14 protein-coding genes are annotated in these 13,381 nt (G+C 59.5%); 8 read left to right on the forward strand and 6 right to left on the reverse strand.

Annotated features, from left to right (window positions below; all coding sequences use genetic code 11):
• Positions 1-42 precede the first annotated feature (42 nt).
• Together RAE04_RS05510 and RAE04_RS05515 are read left to right on the forward strand one after the other, a co-directional pair.
• Positions 43-396: a hypothetical protein gene (locus tag RAE04_RS05510; RefSeq protein ID WP_317026689.1), complete on the forward strand. Its 354-nt coding sequence runs from the start codon at positions 43-45 to the stop codon at positions 394-396.
• Between the two features lie 13 nt (positions 397-409).
• Positions 410-1,006, forward strand: coding sequence for an HAD-IA family hydrolase (locus tag RAE04_RS05515; protein WP_317026690.1), 597 nt, complete (start codon positions 410-412; stop codon positions 1,004-1,006).
• On the opposite strand, the gene RAE04_RS05520 is transcribed toward RAE04_RS05515, so the two are convergent.
• Complete coding sequence (locus RAE04_RS05520) at positions 989-2,122, reverse strand: ROK family transcriptional regulator (RefSeq protein WP_317026691.1); 1,134 nt, start codon at positions 2,120-2,122, stop codon at positions 989-991. The two genes, RAE04_RS05515 and RAE04_RS05520, sit on opposite strands and share 18 nt — an antisense overlap.
• Before the next feature lie 108 nt (positions 2,123-2,230).
• Here RAE04_RS05520 and RAE04_RS05525 point away from each other — a divergent pair, with 108 nt between their 5' ends.
• Together RAE04_RS05525 and RAE04_RS05530 are read left to right on the forward strand one after the other, a co-directional pair.
• Positions 2,231-2,800: a TIGR00730 family Rossman fold protein gene (locus tag RAE04_RS05525; protein ID WP_317026692.1), complete on the forward strand. Its 570-nt coding sequence runs from the start codon at positions 2,231-2,233 to the stop codon at positions 2,798-2,800.
• A 69-nt stretch (positions 2,801-2,869) separates the two neighbouring features.
• Positions 2,870-4,540 carry a DUF885 domain-containing protein gene (locus RAE04_RS05530; protein ID WP_317026693.1) on the forward strand — a complete coding sequence of 557 codons (1,671 nt, stop codon included), beginning with the start codon at positions 2,870-2,872 and terminating at the stop codon, positions 4,538-4,540.
• Here RAE04_RS05530 and RAE04_RS05535 read toward each other — a convergent pair.
• A complete protein-coding gene (locus RAE04_RS05535) occupies positions 4,537-5,628 on the reverse strand; it encodes an AbrB family transcriptional regulator (protein ID WP_317026694.1) in 1,092 nt (363 codons plus the stop codon). The genes RAE04_RS05530 and RAE04_RS05535 overlap by 4 nt on opposite strands.
• Before the next feature lie 113 nt (positions 5,629-5,741).
• On the opposite strand from RAE04_RS05535, the gene RAE04_RS05540 reads away from it, so the two are divergent.
• Positions 5,742-6,512, forward strand: a complete 771-nt coding sequence (locus RAE04_RS05540) for a TSUP family transporter (RefSeq protein ID WP_317026695.1) — start codon at positions 5,742-5,744, stop codon at positions 6,510-6,512.
• Here the strand turns inward: RAE04_RS05540 and RAE04_RS05545 are convergent, their stop codons facing one another.
• Both RAE04_RS05545 and RAE04_RS05550 read right to left on the reverse strand, forming a co-directional pair.
• A complete protein-coding gene (locus RAE04_RS05545) occupies positions 6,513-8,780 on the reverse strand; it encodes an ATP-dependent RNA helicase (RefSeq protein ID WP_317026696.1) in 2,268 nt (755 codons plus the stop codon).
• Positions 8,781-9,446 (reverse strand): sugar O-acetyltransferase, encoded by a 666-nt coding sequence (locus RAE04_RS05550; protein WP_317026697.1) that lies wholly within the window; start codon positions 9,444-9,446, stop codon positions 8,781-8,783.
• A 183-nt stretch (positions 9,447-9,629) separates the two neighbouring features.
• Between RAE04_RS05550 and RAE04_RS05555 the strand changes: the two genes are divergently transcribed.
• Positions 9,630-9,947: a hypothetical protein gene (locus RAE04_RS05555; RefSeq protein WP_317026698.1), complete on the forward strand. Its 318-nt coding sequence runs from the start codon at positions 9,630-9,632 to the stop codon at positions 9,945-9,947.
• 94 nt (positions 9,948-10,041) lie between these two features.
• Here RAE04_RS05555 and RAE04_RS05560 read toward each other — a convergent pair whose 3' ends face one another.
• Together RAE04_RS05560 and RAE04_RS05565 are read right to left on the reverse strand one after the other, a co-directional pair.
• Positions 10,042-10,752 carry an ASCH domain-containing protein gene (locus RAE04_RS05560; RefSeq protein ID WP_317026699.1) on the reverse strand — a complete coding sequence of 237 codons (711 nt, stop codon included), beginning with the start codon at positions 10,750-10,752 and terminating at the stop codon, positions 10,042-10,044.
• Positions 10,753-11,397: 645 nt separating this feature from the next.
• Positions 11,398-11,829, reverse strand: coding sequence for a MepB family protein (locus RAE04_RS05565; RefSeq protein WP_317026700.1), 432 nt, complete (start codon positions 11,827-11,829; stop codon positions 11,398-11,400).
• Between the two features lie 187 nt (positions 11,830-12,016).
• On the opposite strand from RAE04_RS05565, the gene RAE04_RS05570 reads away from it, so the two are divergent.
• Entirely contained in the window at positions 12,017-12,706 is a 690-nt protein-coding gene (locus RAE04_RS05570) for an alpha-ketoglutarate-dependent dioxygenase AlkB (protein WP_269946582.1), read from the forward strand.
• A gap of 38 nt (positions 12,707-12,744) precedes the next feature.
• Complete coding sequence (locus RAE04_RS05575; RefSeq protein WP_317026701.1) at positions 12,745-13,290, forward strand: NAD(P)H-dependent oxidoreductase; 546 nt, start codon at positions 12,745-12,747, stop codon at positions 13,288-13,290.
• Positions 13,291-13,381 lie beyond the last annotated feature (91 nt).

Below are 13,381 nucleotides of genomic sequence, written 5' to 3' on the forward strand. Positions count from 1 at the left end.
AATCCTCCCATAGCACTGCGGTGCGGTGGGAGGATTACTTCTATGTCAACGCAACGCAAGGCTTTGTGCGCCATAAGCCTGTTAGTTCTGGCGCTCTTTCTCATCGTGGGAGCAGCAATCATGTCCACGCACATGGCCTTGGGGGTATTTCTGACCACTGCGGCGCTGATGCTCGGCCCATTCGCCGGGCTCGCGCTGCTGGTTTATGGCGTCGCCGGCAAGCGTGGGGTAGTCACACGTTCGCTCTATAGCCTCGGCGGTATGCTGCTCATTGGTGCCATCGGCGGCATCTTCGCCTTGTCCATGGAGCAGGCGCCTGCGATGCTGCCTCTTTTTGTCGCTGGTGCGGGTGTGGGAATCGTAGCCGTGCTGACCCAAGCGCCGAAACGCGCATAAACTGGCCCCCGTTATGCCCAAACTCCTCTTTGATATGTACGGCGTGCTCATGCGCCCGGTAACCCCAGAAAGCCACGCGGACTTGGAGCGCCTCCTCGCGCCGCCAGATCCAGAGGCGATGTGGGAGGCCTACGGGTTTTATCGGCCGGACTACGATGCCGGCATTTTTAGCGATAGCCACTACTGGAATGAGGTAGCAGCCCGCGCCGGGTTGGGGGAGATTCCCGTCGCTGAGGCAGTAGCCCGTGAAAACCGCGGCCTATTAGAAGCGGACGCCGACATGGTAGCGCTGGTCAAGGGGCTGATCGGGGAAGGCTATAGTGTGGGCATCTTATCCAATATCCCCACCACGCTGGCGGGCCAGGTGCGAAAGAAGCAGACGTGGCTAGAGGACTGTGCGGCGGTGACTTTTAGCTGCGATATTGGCGTGGCCAAGCCGCGCCCGGAGGCCTATCGTGTGGCCGTGGATGCGCTCTCCGCGCAGCCGAAGGATACGCACTTTTTTGATGACCGCGTCGACTACGTGGAGGGCGCTAGCTACTGCGGGCTCAATGCCCATCTCTTTCGCGGCATCGACTCGGTACGCGAGGTGCTAAGCGCACTGGAGTGAGCGGCCTAGCTCCAGCGGTTGGCGCAGGAGCTGGTCGGTGGCCACGGTGCGGGCTACCGCGCGGACAATCTCCTTATGGCCGGGGATCATGCGCAGCTGCAACTCATCGCCCGCGGAGGCGCGGACGGTGGCGGCAAATTGCTTGGGGGCCTGTGGGTCGTCGGTAAACGCGCCGCCGGCGATAACCACGGTGGCCGGGGAGTGGGCCTTGACCAGCTCCGCGGTGATGGCGCCCAACTGGCGGGCGCGCTCGTCTAAAATGGCGCGGACGGCAGGGTGGGAGTCGGCTACTTGGGCGGCGTCGGCAAGCGTGGCTACTTCCATGCCCTCGTGACGCACCTTCTCTAGGACGTGCTGGGTGGCCAGCAGGCGCTCGGAAGCGCCGTGACCAAGCAGTTCAGAGTGCGTTTGCGGCACGGGAATAATGGGGCTGACCTCGTCCTCGACGGAGAGCGCCGAGCCGATGGAATCGTCCGCGAAGAGCACCAGAACGCGCTCGCTGGTGCCAATCTCGGCCGCTTGGGTCTCGGAGCCGAGGATGGCCGGGATGGCGGAGGAGACTACCACGGGCACGCCGAACTGGAAGCGCAGGTGCTCGGCAATGTCCACGCCGTGCCAGTTGAGGTTTTCCGCGGTGACCAGGCCGTTATCATCCACGGTGCCCGAGGTAGTCACGCCGAGGGAGACCAAGCGGTAGTCCAGGTTCGTCAGCATGCGATTGATGCCGGCCATGATGTGCTCGAGGAAGTCATCTTCGCTGAGGTTAGCCACCGGGGTGGTCAATTCCTCTTCGCTCAACGTGCGGCCCTTGATGTCATAAAGGCCGATGTAGGTCTGCTTAGTGCCCACGGAGATTCCGCCGAGCGCCCAGTCATTATCGGCCGCCTCAAGCGGCACCGTTGGCCGGCCGCGCCCGCGGGACTGGGTGAGGTCGGTGCGTTCCTGGATGAGGCCCGCGTTGAGTAGGGAAGTAGTGGCGCGCGTGATGGTGGGCTGGGAAAGCCCGGTGGCTTCCACCAGCTCGCTCCGGGTGATGATCGGGTTCAGGCGCACCAAATGGAGGCACTTTGCGGCCGGTGTGCGGGGCCGCGTGAACACTGGGCCAGGTTTGATCATAAAAAGAAGTATAAATATTCCAGACTGCTTTGTCTAATCTCATAAACACGCCATGTACCGAATGGTCTAAAGGTGGTGGTGGAGCCGTAGATACCTATGCTGGAGAGCATGCAGTCAGTAGCGGTTTATTGTGGTTCAGCAACAGGAAACTCCCCGGCCTATACGCAGGCGGCACAGGAATTGGGCACGGAGCTGGCCCGACGCGGGCTGACCTTGGTCTACGGCGGCGGCAACATCGGCCTGATGCGCGAGGTTGCAGAGGCCTGCCTGGCCGCCGGCGGCACCGTCACCGGCGTGATGCCCCAGGCGTTGGTGGATCTGGAAATTTCCCATCCTGGCCTGACCACCCTGGAGGTGGTGGGATCCATGGCCGAGCGTAAGACGCGCATGGAGCAGCTTGCCGACGCCTATATTTGCCTCCCCGGCGGAGTTGGCACCCTGGAAGAGCTCACCGAGGTGCTCACCCTGCAACAGCTGGGCACCATCCGCGGTCCGGTGGGCCTAGTAAACACCGAGGATTTTTGGCGTCCGTTCTACGCCATGTACGCCGCCATGGCCGAGTCCGGCTTCATCTTGCCGCGCTTTGTCGATGCCTTGGTGATGGAGGAGAAACCGCAGGATATCCTGGATGAATTCGGCCGCTGGAACTATCCCGGTACAAAGTGGGACAACGATTAGTTAACAAGTTCGCAACTTCAGCCCGCCCGGGTGGCCTATAGCTGATACTTAGGGATAGACTTCCTCGTTATGAGTTCTGAGCAGACCGCTAAGCGCCAGCCCTCTCTACTGGACGCTTCGTGCGATAACTTCGTTCACGACCTAGCCGAGCTTTCCCCCACCGATGCCACCGCGTGGGGCATTGACGGCTACGAGGGCGAATTGCAGGATTTCTCCCCCGAGTACTTCACCGCCATCGCAGACCGCACCCGCGAAATGGTCGCGGACCTGGATGCCCTAGATGACACCACCGATGAGTCCGATGATGAGGATGACTTTGATGACGTGGACTATGTCACCGCGGCCGTCCTGCGCGATCGCCTTTGCCTTGAACTAGATCTGCACCACCACAGCGAGGATGTACGCTGCCTGAATAACATCGCCTCCCCGGTGCAGACCATCCGCGATACGCTGCTGCTCATGCCGCAGGACACGGACGAGGACCGCGATGCCATTCGCTCCCGCCTGTCCAAGGTGAAGACCTCCCTGGCCGGCTACCGCAGCTCCTTGGAGGAAGCGGCCTCCCACGGCATGGTGGCACCGCACCGCCAGATCTCCGAGGTCATTGTGCAGTGCGAGCGGCTTGCCGACGCCGACTCGATGCTCGAGTCCCTCGGCCTCGACGCCGACTCCGCCGAGGTGCAGCAGGCCAAGGAGGCCTTTGGCGAGTTCTCCGATTGGCTCTCCAATGACCTGCAGCCCCAGGCGCCTAACAAGGACGCCGTGGGCCGCGAGCGCTACGAACGCTTTTCCAAGCTCTTTGTGGGCGATGCCGTTAACCTCGATGAGGCCTATGAGTGGGGCCTGGATCAGGTGCGCAGCCTGCGCGCGGGGCAGGAAAGGATCGCCCACGAGCTCTACGGCTCCGATTGCTCGGTGCGCTCGGCGATGCGCAAGCTCAACCACGAGGAGCGCTATACCCTGCGCGGCACCGATGCGCTGGTGGAGTGGATGCAATCTACTGCCGATGGCGTCATCGCTGAGCTCAATGGCAAGGAATTCGATATTCCGGAGGAAGTCGAAGAGATCGAGTGCTGCATCGATCCGGCCGGCACCGGCGGCATCTTCTATACCCCGCCGAGCGATGACTTCTCCCGCCCGGGCCGCATGTGGTGGTCTGTGCCAGAAGGCCAGGACACATTCCACACCTGGCAGGAACTGACCACCGTCCACCACGAGGGCGTGCCGGGCCACCACCTGCAGCTAGGTTCTGCACTGGTGCAGGAGGATCTCAACTTGTGGCGCCGCGCGGTGACGTGGAACTCTGGTCATGGCGAGGGCTGGGCTCTCTACGCCGAACAGCTCATGGCCGAGCTGGGCTACATGGATGATCCGGGCTTCCGCATGGGCATGTTGGATGCGCAGCGTCTGCGCGCCGCCCGCGTGGTCGTGGACATTGGATTGCACCTAGGCAAGCAGCTGCCGGATTGCTCGACCTCCGGCGTGTGGGACAAGGCGCACGTGAAGACCTTCATGCGTGAGAACACCGCTATGGATGATGCGAACCTCAACTTTGAGGTCAACCGCTACCTGGGCTGGCCGGGACAGGCGCCGTCCTATGCCCTGGGCCAGCGCCTGTGGCAGGAGACCCGCGCCGAGGCCGAAAAGCAGGGCATGAGCGCGCGCGAGTTCCACTCCGAGGCCCTCGCCCTTGGTTCCGTGCCGATGTCTGTCCTGCGCGAGGCCGTCTTGGACAACTAGCGGCGCAGCAGGCGCTTCGCCAGCCGCAGCAGCTGTGGCAAGTAACCCGCTACGACCAGTACCGCGATGAGTCGGGTGAGCTGGACTGCGATGACCGCGGGCCCGGCCCCGCCCTCGGCCGAGAGCGCGAGCACGGTCTCCAGCGCGCCGGGGCTGGTGGCCAGGTAGGCCTCAAAGTAGGTGATGTGTAGCCACCTGGTCAGCGGCCAGGCGGTGGCCGCGCAGATGCCGATAATGACCACAATGAAAAGAACCGTGGCAGGCAATTGCTTGGCAAAGGCCTTGAGCGCCGGCAGCGAAAGCCCGCCGCCGCAGACCCACCCGATGGACAAAAACGCCATCACCTTAAAGGCGTAGAGCGGCTCGAGCGTGTGGCCCTCCGGCAGTACGAAGGAGGCTAGGACCGTCAGCAGCAAGGGACCGAGCACCGCGGCGGCGGGGAGATGGAGGAACCTGCCTACCTTTTCTCCTATGAAGGCAATGACAACCACTAGGGCAACTATCCACCAAGTGGTTTCGCCGTCAACCGAAAGATCCGCCCCCTTGCCGGCGGGCGTGTCCAATAAGGCGACCACGGCGGGTAGCGATACCGAGACTACTAAGAGGCGCAGGTATTGGGTGAGGGCGACGTAGCGGAAGTCGGCACCGAGTTCGTCGGCAAGCGCAGGCATCAGCGAAGCACCGCCCGGCAGCATGGATAAAATGCCGGTTTCGGAGGAGACATCGTCTGGCTGCGCGCGATGTAGGAGTTGGCCGCCGATAACGCCTACCATCAGTGTGACAAAGGACATCGTCAGGGCGGCAGGCAGGAAGCCAAGCAATTGGCCCACCGGCACCACGGTCAGCGGGATCGCAGCCATCATGCCGATAAAACCACGCGACATGCTATAAAAACTGCGGTTCACGCGCAGATCTTCCCCAGTAAAAAGCGCCATGGCGCCGGAGGAGAGGATCGCTGCCAAGATCCAAGCCGCAGGTACGTGCCACATGCTAAAAAGCCAGCCCAGTGCGACCGATGCCGGAACAACAATGGCCCACCGTGCCACGGTATGGGCACTAAGCCCGGTGCCTTCCTGCTGTGCGGCCATGCGAGCCTCCTAGTTCTGCTGCGACAAAAGTATAATGCCTGCTTTTTCTCCACTACGGAGATGGCAGTAGGCGGGTTATCACCTTACATCATTTAAGATTTATGATCGGGGGCATGGAACTCGATGTGGTGCAGTGGATAATTCTCTTCTTTGGTACCGCGGCCGCGGGGTGGGTCGATGCGGTCATTGGTGGTGGCGGATTGATCCTGATCCCGATGCTGCTGGCGGTCCTGCCGGGCCTTGCTCCGGCCGCCGCTTTGGGCACTAGTAAGCTCGCCGCGGTAACCGGCACCGGCTCGGCAGCTGTGACCCTTGCGCGCAAGGTGAAGCTGGACAAGGCAGAAATGGCGCGCTTCATCCTTATCGCGCTGGTCTGCTCCGGGTTGGGGGCCAGCGTGGCCTCGAGCTTGGACAAGGACATCATGCGCCCCATCATCATCGTGCTTATGGTGGCCGTGGGCATTTTCGTGGCCTTCAAGCCAGACTTTGGCAGTAGCGACTCGGCCGGAACCCGTGGTGGTTGGCGGACCGTCGTGGTCTTGGTGCTCTCCGGCATCATTTCCTTTTATGATGGCATCTTCGGTCCGGGTACCGGAATGTTTTTGATCATGGCCTTCACCTCTATTTTTGCGCAGAATTTCTTGACCTCTGCGGCCATGGCCAAGGTAGTCAATACCGCTACCAACTTAGGTGCGCTTATCGTATTTATTATTGGCGGACACGTGTGGTGGACGCTCGGCATCGTGCTCGGCGTAGCCAATATCGCCGGCGCACTTCTCGGCGCTCGTACCGTACTTGGTGGCGGTGCCAAATTCATCCGCTACGCGCTACTTACCTTGGTCGTGGTTATGAGCTGCTACCTAGGCTGGCAGCAATGGGGCTAACTACATTCGGTTTTTGGTGCGCGCGGTAGCAATCGCATTCCACGGGTCCTCCGGCCACGGGTGCTTGGGGTAGCGCCCGCGCATATCGGCGCGCACGCCAGCATAAGGACCGGACCAGAAGCTGGCGAGATCATCGGTCACCGCGAGCGGGCGGCCGGCGGGGGAGAGCAGGTGGAATTGCACGCGGTGGCCGCAGTATTCGGGGGATGCGGCCAGGCCGAAGCATTCTTGCAGTTTGATATGAACCACGGGACGGTCGCCAGACCAGTCGATTCGTGCGTCCCGGCCGGAGGGAACCGGAAGGCGCTCGGGAGCGAGATCGTCCAGATGGGTGGCTTCCGGCCAGGGCAGGAGGCGTTGCAGCGCGGGGTACATGTCGAGCTTGGCGGCGGGGGTGCCCTCCGCAATGCGGTGTAATTCGGGCCCGAGCCACTCGGCGGGATCCGCGGAATCGACATCGGGCCACGGCTCGCCATAGTGGGCGTGCAGGTGGCGAAGGCGGTCTTTTAAGTTTTGGGCTTTCTCGCTGAAGGTGAAAAGGCCCAAGCCTTCCTTACGGATGCCGGCGGCAAGGGCTTCCTCGGCCGCGGGGCCGGTGACCTTGACAGGGGTTTCAGAGAGCGGGATGGCGCCCGCAGCTTTGACCTTAACGCCGCGCACGCGGCCATCGCGCAGGAAGGCGCGGGTTTCCTCGGTGACGCCGATGGTGTCCAGCGCTGCGGTTTCCTCGATGCGGGCGGCCGAGCGGATGATGGCATTGCCTGCGTTGGACAGGGATACCTCCGCGATGGCAAGCCACGAGGCGCCGGCCAGGCCCGAGTTGTCCAGCAGCCGTGCGCGGGTACCGCTGGCCAGCAGGTAATCCTCGCCCATGCGCTTAGCCACCTGCTCGGGAAAGGCGGTGGCGACGACCTCACCGGGATCGGCGGGGCCGAGATCGTCTACCAGTCGGGCGAGCCGCTTGACTTCCCTTTGGGGTGGGCGGTGACGGGTGAGATCGGGGGTTAAGGGGGCGTCGGCAAGCGAGGCAATGATGGGTGCGGCTTGGCTGCCATGCCGGAGCAAGGAGGCACCGAGGCGCGGATCGTTGGGCAGGAGGGCGAGCTCCTGTGTGGCACCAATGCGTTCAAGCGTGGCGTGCGCGGCCGCAAGGGCCGGAGCCGGCGGCGGATCGAGCAATGGGAAGTCCGGGCCCGCGCCCCAGCAGTCCAGAAACAGCGCGGCCTGGGTCAGATCCGCGGAGAGGATCTCCGGGGTGGTATGCGGAGAAAAGTGCTGGTAATCATCCTGCGCGTAACAGCGAATGACGGTGCCAGGAGCCTCACGGCCGGCACGACCAGCGCGCTGATCCGCACTCGATTTTGAGGTAGACACCGTCACCAATCCGGACATGCCACGCTGCGCATCGCGCCGGGGAACGCGGGAGAGCCCGGCATCTACCACTACGCGCACGCCCGGCACGGTAAGCGAGGACTCCGCGATAGAGGTAGCCACGACAATGCGCCGCTCATCGGTATACAGCGCGGCGTCTTGCTCCGCGGTGGTTTGCTTGCCGTGCAGCGGGAAAACATTGTGGCCTGCTAAGGCATCGCACACGAGATTAACCTCGCGCACGCCGGGCACAAAGACCAGCGTTGATTCCTGCTGGCGGGCTGCCTGCTTGGCGACGTCCCCGTAAAACTCCCTCGTTCCCGCCGCCCTGCCCGGCATGGGGGCGTAGTGGATATCGAGCGGATGGGTGACCGCCTCGGTGACGTGGACGGGCGCGTCCATAAGCTGGGAAAAGCGCTGCGCATCCACGGTTGCAGACATGGCGATGACGCGAAAGTCCTCGCGCAATTCGGCTAGCTCCAGGCACATGCCCAGCACCAGATCCGTATCGAGCTGGCGCTCGTGGACCTCATCGATGGCAACGGCGGCAACACCCTCGAGTTCCGGATCCTTCAGCAGGCGGCGCAGCAGCACGCCCGGCGTGACGAATTCGACCTCACTGCCCTTGCGGGACTCGCCCCGGATGGCAAAGCCGACCTTGTCCGGGGTGCCGCTGAGAGCACTCAAGCGTTGCGCGGCCGCGCGGACAGCCACACGGCGCGGGGCGGTGACGATGACTTTGCCTCGGCCCGCCGCATGATTGGCCAACGCCGGTGGCACGAGCGTGGTTTTACCCGTACCGGGTGGGGCCTGAATGACAACGTTTCCGGTTTCAGGCAGCGAATCGATGGTCTCGGCTACGGGCAGTCCCGCGCCGATGCGAGCGAGATCAAACATTTACTTGGCGGCTCCAAAACCCTCGACAGGACCGTTGAGATCCTGGCGCTCCCAGGCGTCCTCATTATTCTCCAGCTTGCGCACCACGCGGCCGGGTGTTCCCAGGACCAGCGAATTATCCGGGATATCGGTGGTAATAAGCGTGCCTGCACCTATAACGCAGTTCTTTCCAATCGTGATGCCCGGCAGCACGGTGACATTGGCACCGAACCAGGTGTTCTCACCGATGGTGATAGGCTTGGCTATCTCCCACCCACCGGCGCGCATCTCATGATCGTTTACCGGATGTCCCACCGTAATCAGCGAGCAATTGGGGCCCACCATGACGCCATCACCCAGCGTCACCTTGGCCTGGGCCAAGATGGTGGTGCCAAAATTAATGAAGACGCGCTCACCGCATACTAGATTGCAGCCATACTCCAGATTCATCGGCACGTGCAGGCCCGGCACCGCAGATTCTTCTGGCAGAATCTCGCGCAGGATGCCTTCGGCACGCTCTTGGTCCGTATTGTGCAGCTCGTTGAGCTGCTTAACCAAGCGAAAAGTGCGCTGGTGCTCTTCTTTCGCCTCCGGCATGCTCGGCAAGAACCACTCCCCGCCGGTCATCCGCTCCCATGAGCCGTAGCATTCCAAGTTCTGCCGCCCCTGTTCATCCATGGGTGTCATTGTAGAGGGTGAGTGGTGCTTAATAATTATCTGCGAAAATTACTTAGGTTCCCGGTAAGTCTCAAACCCACAGGCCGTTTTGTTGGTTCGATAAAATTTGTAGACGACATAGGCAAAGCGGTTGCTGATTCTCAGAGTTAAGGTTGAGTTTTAGTAGAAGGCGCAAACACAACGAATGAGCATATGGAAACAGATTTAAGAAAAATCGTCGATAATATTTTGAGTGATATGGCGGAACTCAATGACTGGATCTGTATTGCTGATGCAACTGGGGCGAATGGGAAAGACTCGTTTGATGCTACGTATGACGATGTCGTTACCATCCTTAGCGCAGTCAAAAACTCTTCAGCAGTGACGCTTGGAAAGATCGGCGCAGGATTTCATGACCTTCCGGATAGTTGGTCTCCTAGGGAAATAGCGAGCGAAGTGTTTTCCTCCTCGAATCCTACCGCTGAGATGATGGATTTCTGGATAAGGGAATTGGAAGACCCCCAGCGTTAGCCCTCGCAATCTTCACACCGCAAGTACGGCGCTATGGATTTGGCGAATTCTGCACGTGGGGAAGAGGGCTAGTCCACCTTTCGGTCTGGATGGATTACCGCAATTTGAACTCTACGACGTCTACTTCGTCATCGTCACCTAATCCGGGATAGTGAGTATCTAGCGCTTCCTGAAGCTCGGAAAGAGAGTCAAAACCGTCATTTCTAGCTTGCTTTTCCGACAGTTCACTTCGCTGGGTAGAGACAACGGACGTGACCTGTGCCGGGATAGTGACGACCTCTCCGGATTCTTTCTCGAAGACAATTTGGGCACTTCCTTCATGGAAAGGATCATCTACCCGGATGGTTTGTTGCTTTTCTCCGCTACGAATTGATTCCTCGTAGCCTTCCCACATGTAGATGCGCTGCTCTTGTTCCATATCTCGCCAGTTGAATGCGAATGGCAAGAGTTCTTCTACGGTAGGTGCTTCAAATCCATTACTTCCGCGCACGATGCACCTAATCGACGGATCAACATCAAAAAGCACCTGGCGGCATTTACCGCAGGGAGGAATAACGTGACCAGTAGGTCCGTATACGGCGACTACTGCTTGGATTGGGTCCTCTGGATAACTAGCAGCATGGTTGGCTAAAGCCGAGATCTCCCCGCAAGGACCACCGAGGAAGTGATGCGCGTTCACACCGAGTACGTGTTTTCCTGATTTGGTAAGGAGCGCTGCGGCTACAGTGTGGTCTTCTCCGTCTTGAAAACGCTGTGCATGGGTGGTTGCTTTGGCCAGTAAATTTCGAAGTTCGTTGGTAATCACTCTTTAAGGGTAATAATTGCCAACGCGCTTCGCCTAGGTGACGACAAAGATCAGGAACGTTGGGGATTTCCACCATGCTTGGGTATAGCTGAGCAGAGATTGACAACTGCAGTGTTTTAACTGCATATTCATGGTTCAATCAAGCAAAAGTGCTAGTCCAAAGCTGGGATTCGGCCGCTCTTTAGTACGTGCGTGGAGTGGCCATGCCATACTGCGAAGGCGTTTTGGAGTGAAGAAATCTTCTGCAAGCAGAGGAATTTCCTCACATGGTGGGGTTTAATATTGAATAATGGCGCCATGGGTAGAGCGCAGAAGATAAGAACCGGAGTTTTACTCGCTTTAGCTGTTGCCTCTTTAGCGTTATTTATTTTGTGGGTGACAGACGTAATCGGGCTCGGTTTAGCAGTCGTCCTCATGATTGTTATGACTGCCGCTTCTGTGGGCGTGCGTGTGTGGGCGGAGAATGCAGGGCCGCAGTCAGAATAAGCGATGCGCCGCAGCAATGGCAGAAGCAGTCCTCTTTCTTTGCGTCTCAACAGGTGGGTGGAGTCGCCGAAAACCGAGTTAGTGCGTAAGCTGAGCGCTTACCACGCTACTGCGTGCTGGGCGTGCAAATTGTGATCAATTTGCTTGTGTACACACAAATCAGAATTCTGTAAACAATGCCTGTTGCTGCTTTTGAGTCTTTAAAGCGCTGGAGTTCAGCCCCTCACACCATGGTGGATATACCCTAAATCCTCTCTTTCCTGGGGCTGCTCCGGAGGTAATACCGAGACGTTGTAAATCTTGATTGCTAAATTTAAACACACCTCGGTGATCTCCTTGAATCACAAAGACTAGGAGACCGTCGCCGCAGGAAGAATCTTCAAAAGGCACGGTTTCCCCTTCATGGTTGCGTTGCCAGAATGCTACAAAGGCTCCCGGCTTAGAAGGCGTGGTGCGTGCTGTGCGGACATGCCAGGTTTTAGCTCCCAGCTTGGCTATTCCCGATTCATAATTCGCATTATCACTTGTTTCATTGATGGTGCCCTCTAAATTAAAGGACGCCATGAATTGGTAAAAGGAATCAAACTTCATTTTCTACGCGTTGTATACAGCTACTTTTGTCTAAATTTGAAGCTTAAGGAAAGCGGCGGAGGGCAACAAATTCCCCACGTTGTTTGAAGTGTCCAGGGTTGGGGCCGATTGGTCTTAAACGCATTCTGGGCCTTGTCGAAGGAAAGCTCTGATCGCTTTATCGGAGCGCGAGGATTAGGGTGAGGGCATGCTTTTTGATTCGCTGCCGCGGCCGAGCGTGCGTGTGGCTCCGGGGGTGGGGCATGTGCCGGGATGGGTGGGCGTCGATAAGCAGAAAGCCTTGGTGGAAGAGATGCGCGGCATTGCGCGCGAGTATGCGGCGACGCCGATGGCGATGGTGCGTCCGCGGCTGAAATCGGGCGGACAGATGAGCGTATTTCAGCTGCATCTGGGCAGGTATTGGCATTATCCCAGCTATCGGTATGTAGACAATATGGACGGCACGCGGGTTCCGCCGGTGCCGGAGAGCCTGCGGCGGATTGCTCCGGGAGCGCTGTGCGCCGTGGCCGAGGTGGCACCCGAGCTAGAGCCATGGGCGGAGAACTTCGTGCCGGAGATGGCACTCGTGAATTACTACCCGCCGGGATCGGCTATGGGCATGCATGTGGATGATTCTGAGGAATCGCCCGCCCCAGTGATTTCGCTCTCCATTGGAGATGAGGCGCTTTTCCGCATGGGCCATACCGAGTCGCGCACGCGGCCATGGGACGATATCACGCTATGTAGTGGTGATTTGGTGGTCTTTGGCGGACCGAAGCGCTTTGCTTACCACGGGGTGGTGCGCGTAAACGATGGTACGTTGCCGCAGGGGTGCGGGTTGAGTGAAGGACGTATCAACATCACCATCAGACAAGTATCTGCGCGAGCGGTAGGCTAGGGATGTTACATAAAGCTTGAAGGAAAGAAGGTTCTCTTATGTCTCGTATCGGTATCATCATCGGCACTACCCGCGATAAGGCCGCCGGCAAGGAAGTGGGCGAGTGGCTCTATGACCTGGCCCAGGGCCGTAAGGACGGCGTGGAGTATACCCTGCTGAACCTCAAGGAATTCGATATTCCGGTCCTGACCACCGAGGTCGTTCCCGCTGCCGCTAATAAGCAGTACGCGGATGCAAAAGTACAGGCGTGGTCTGATGCAGTGGATGCCTGCGATGGCTTCGTTTTTGTTACCCCGGAGTACAACCGCTCCGTGCCGGGTCCATTCAAGAATGCCTTTGACTGCTTGGCCGCAGAGTGGGCGGGCAAGCCGGTTGCCTTCGTTGGCTACGGACCGGCCGGGGCAATCCGCGGCGTGGAAGCATGGCGCACCATTGTGGTTAACTTCTCCATGCCGCAGCTGCGCAATCAGCTCGACTTCGGTTTCTTTACTGACTGGACCGATGGCGAATTCCGCCCCGTGGATGCCAAGGTGGAGCGCACCAACTCCTTGCTGGCTGAGCTGGAAGACGCCCTTTCTGCTTAGTCGGTCCACGTTGGCCCTGGGTGCATAATAAGCGCGTTTCGTAGATTTTCTCCCGTGAAATTGTCACTATGTGCTTGTTGTGCATCTGGGA

It is taken from the genome of Corynebacterium sp. CTNIH16 (assembly GCF_032821655.1).
GTDB classification, from domain to species: domain Bacteria; phylum Actinomycetota; class Actinomycetes; order Mycobacteriales; family Mycobacteriaceae; genus Corynebacterium; species Corynebacterium marquesiae.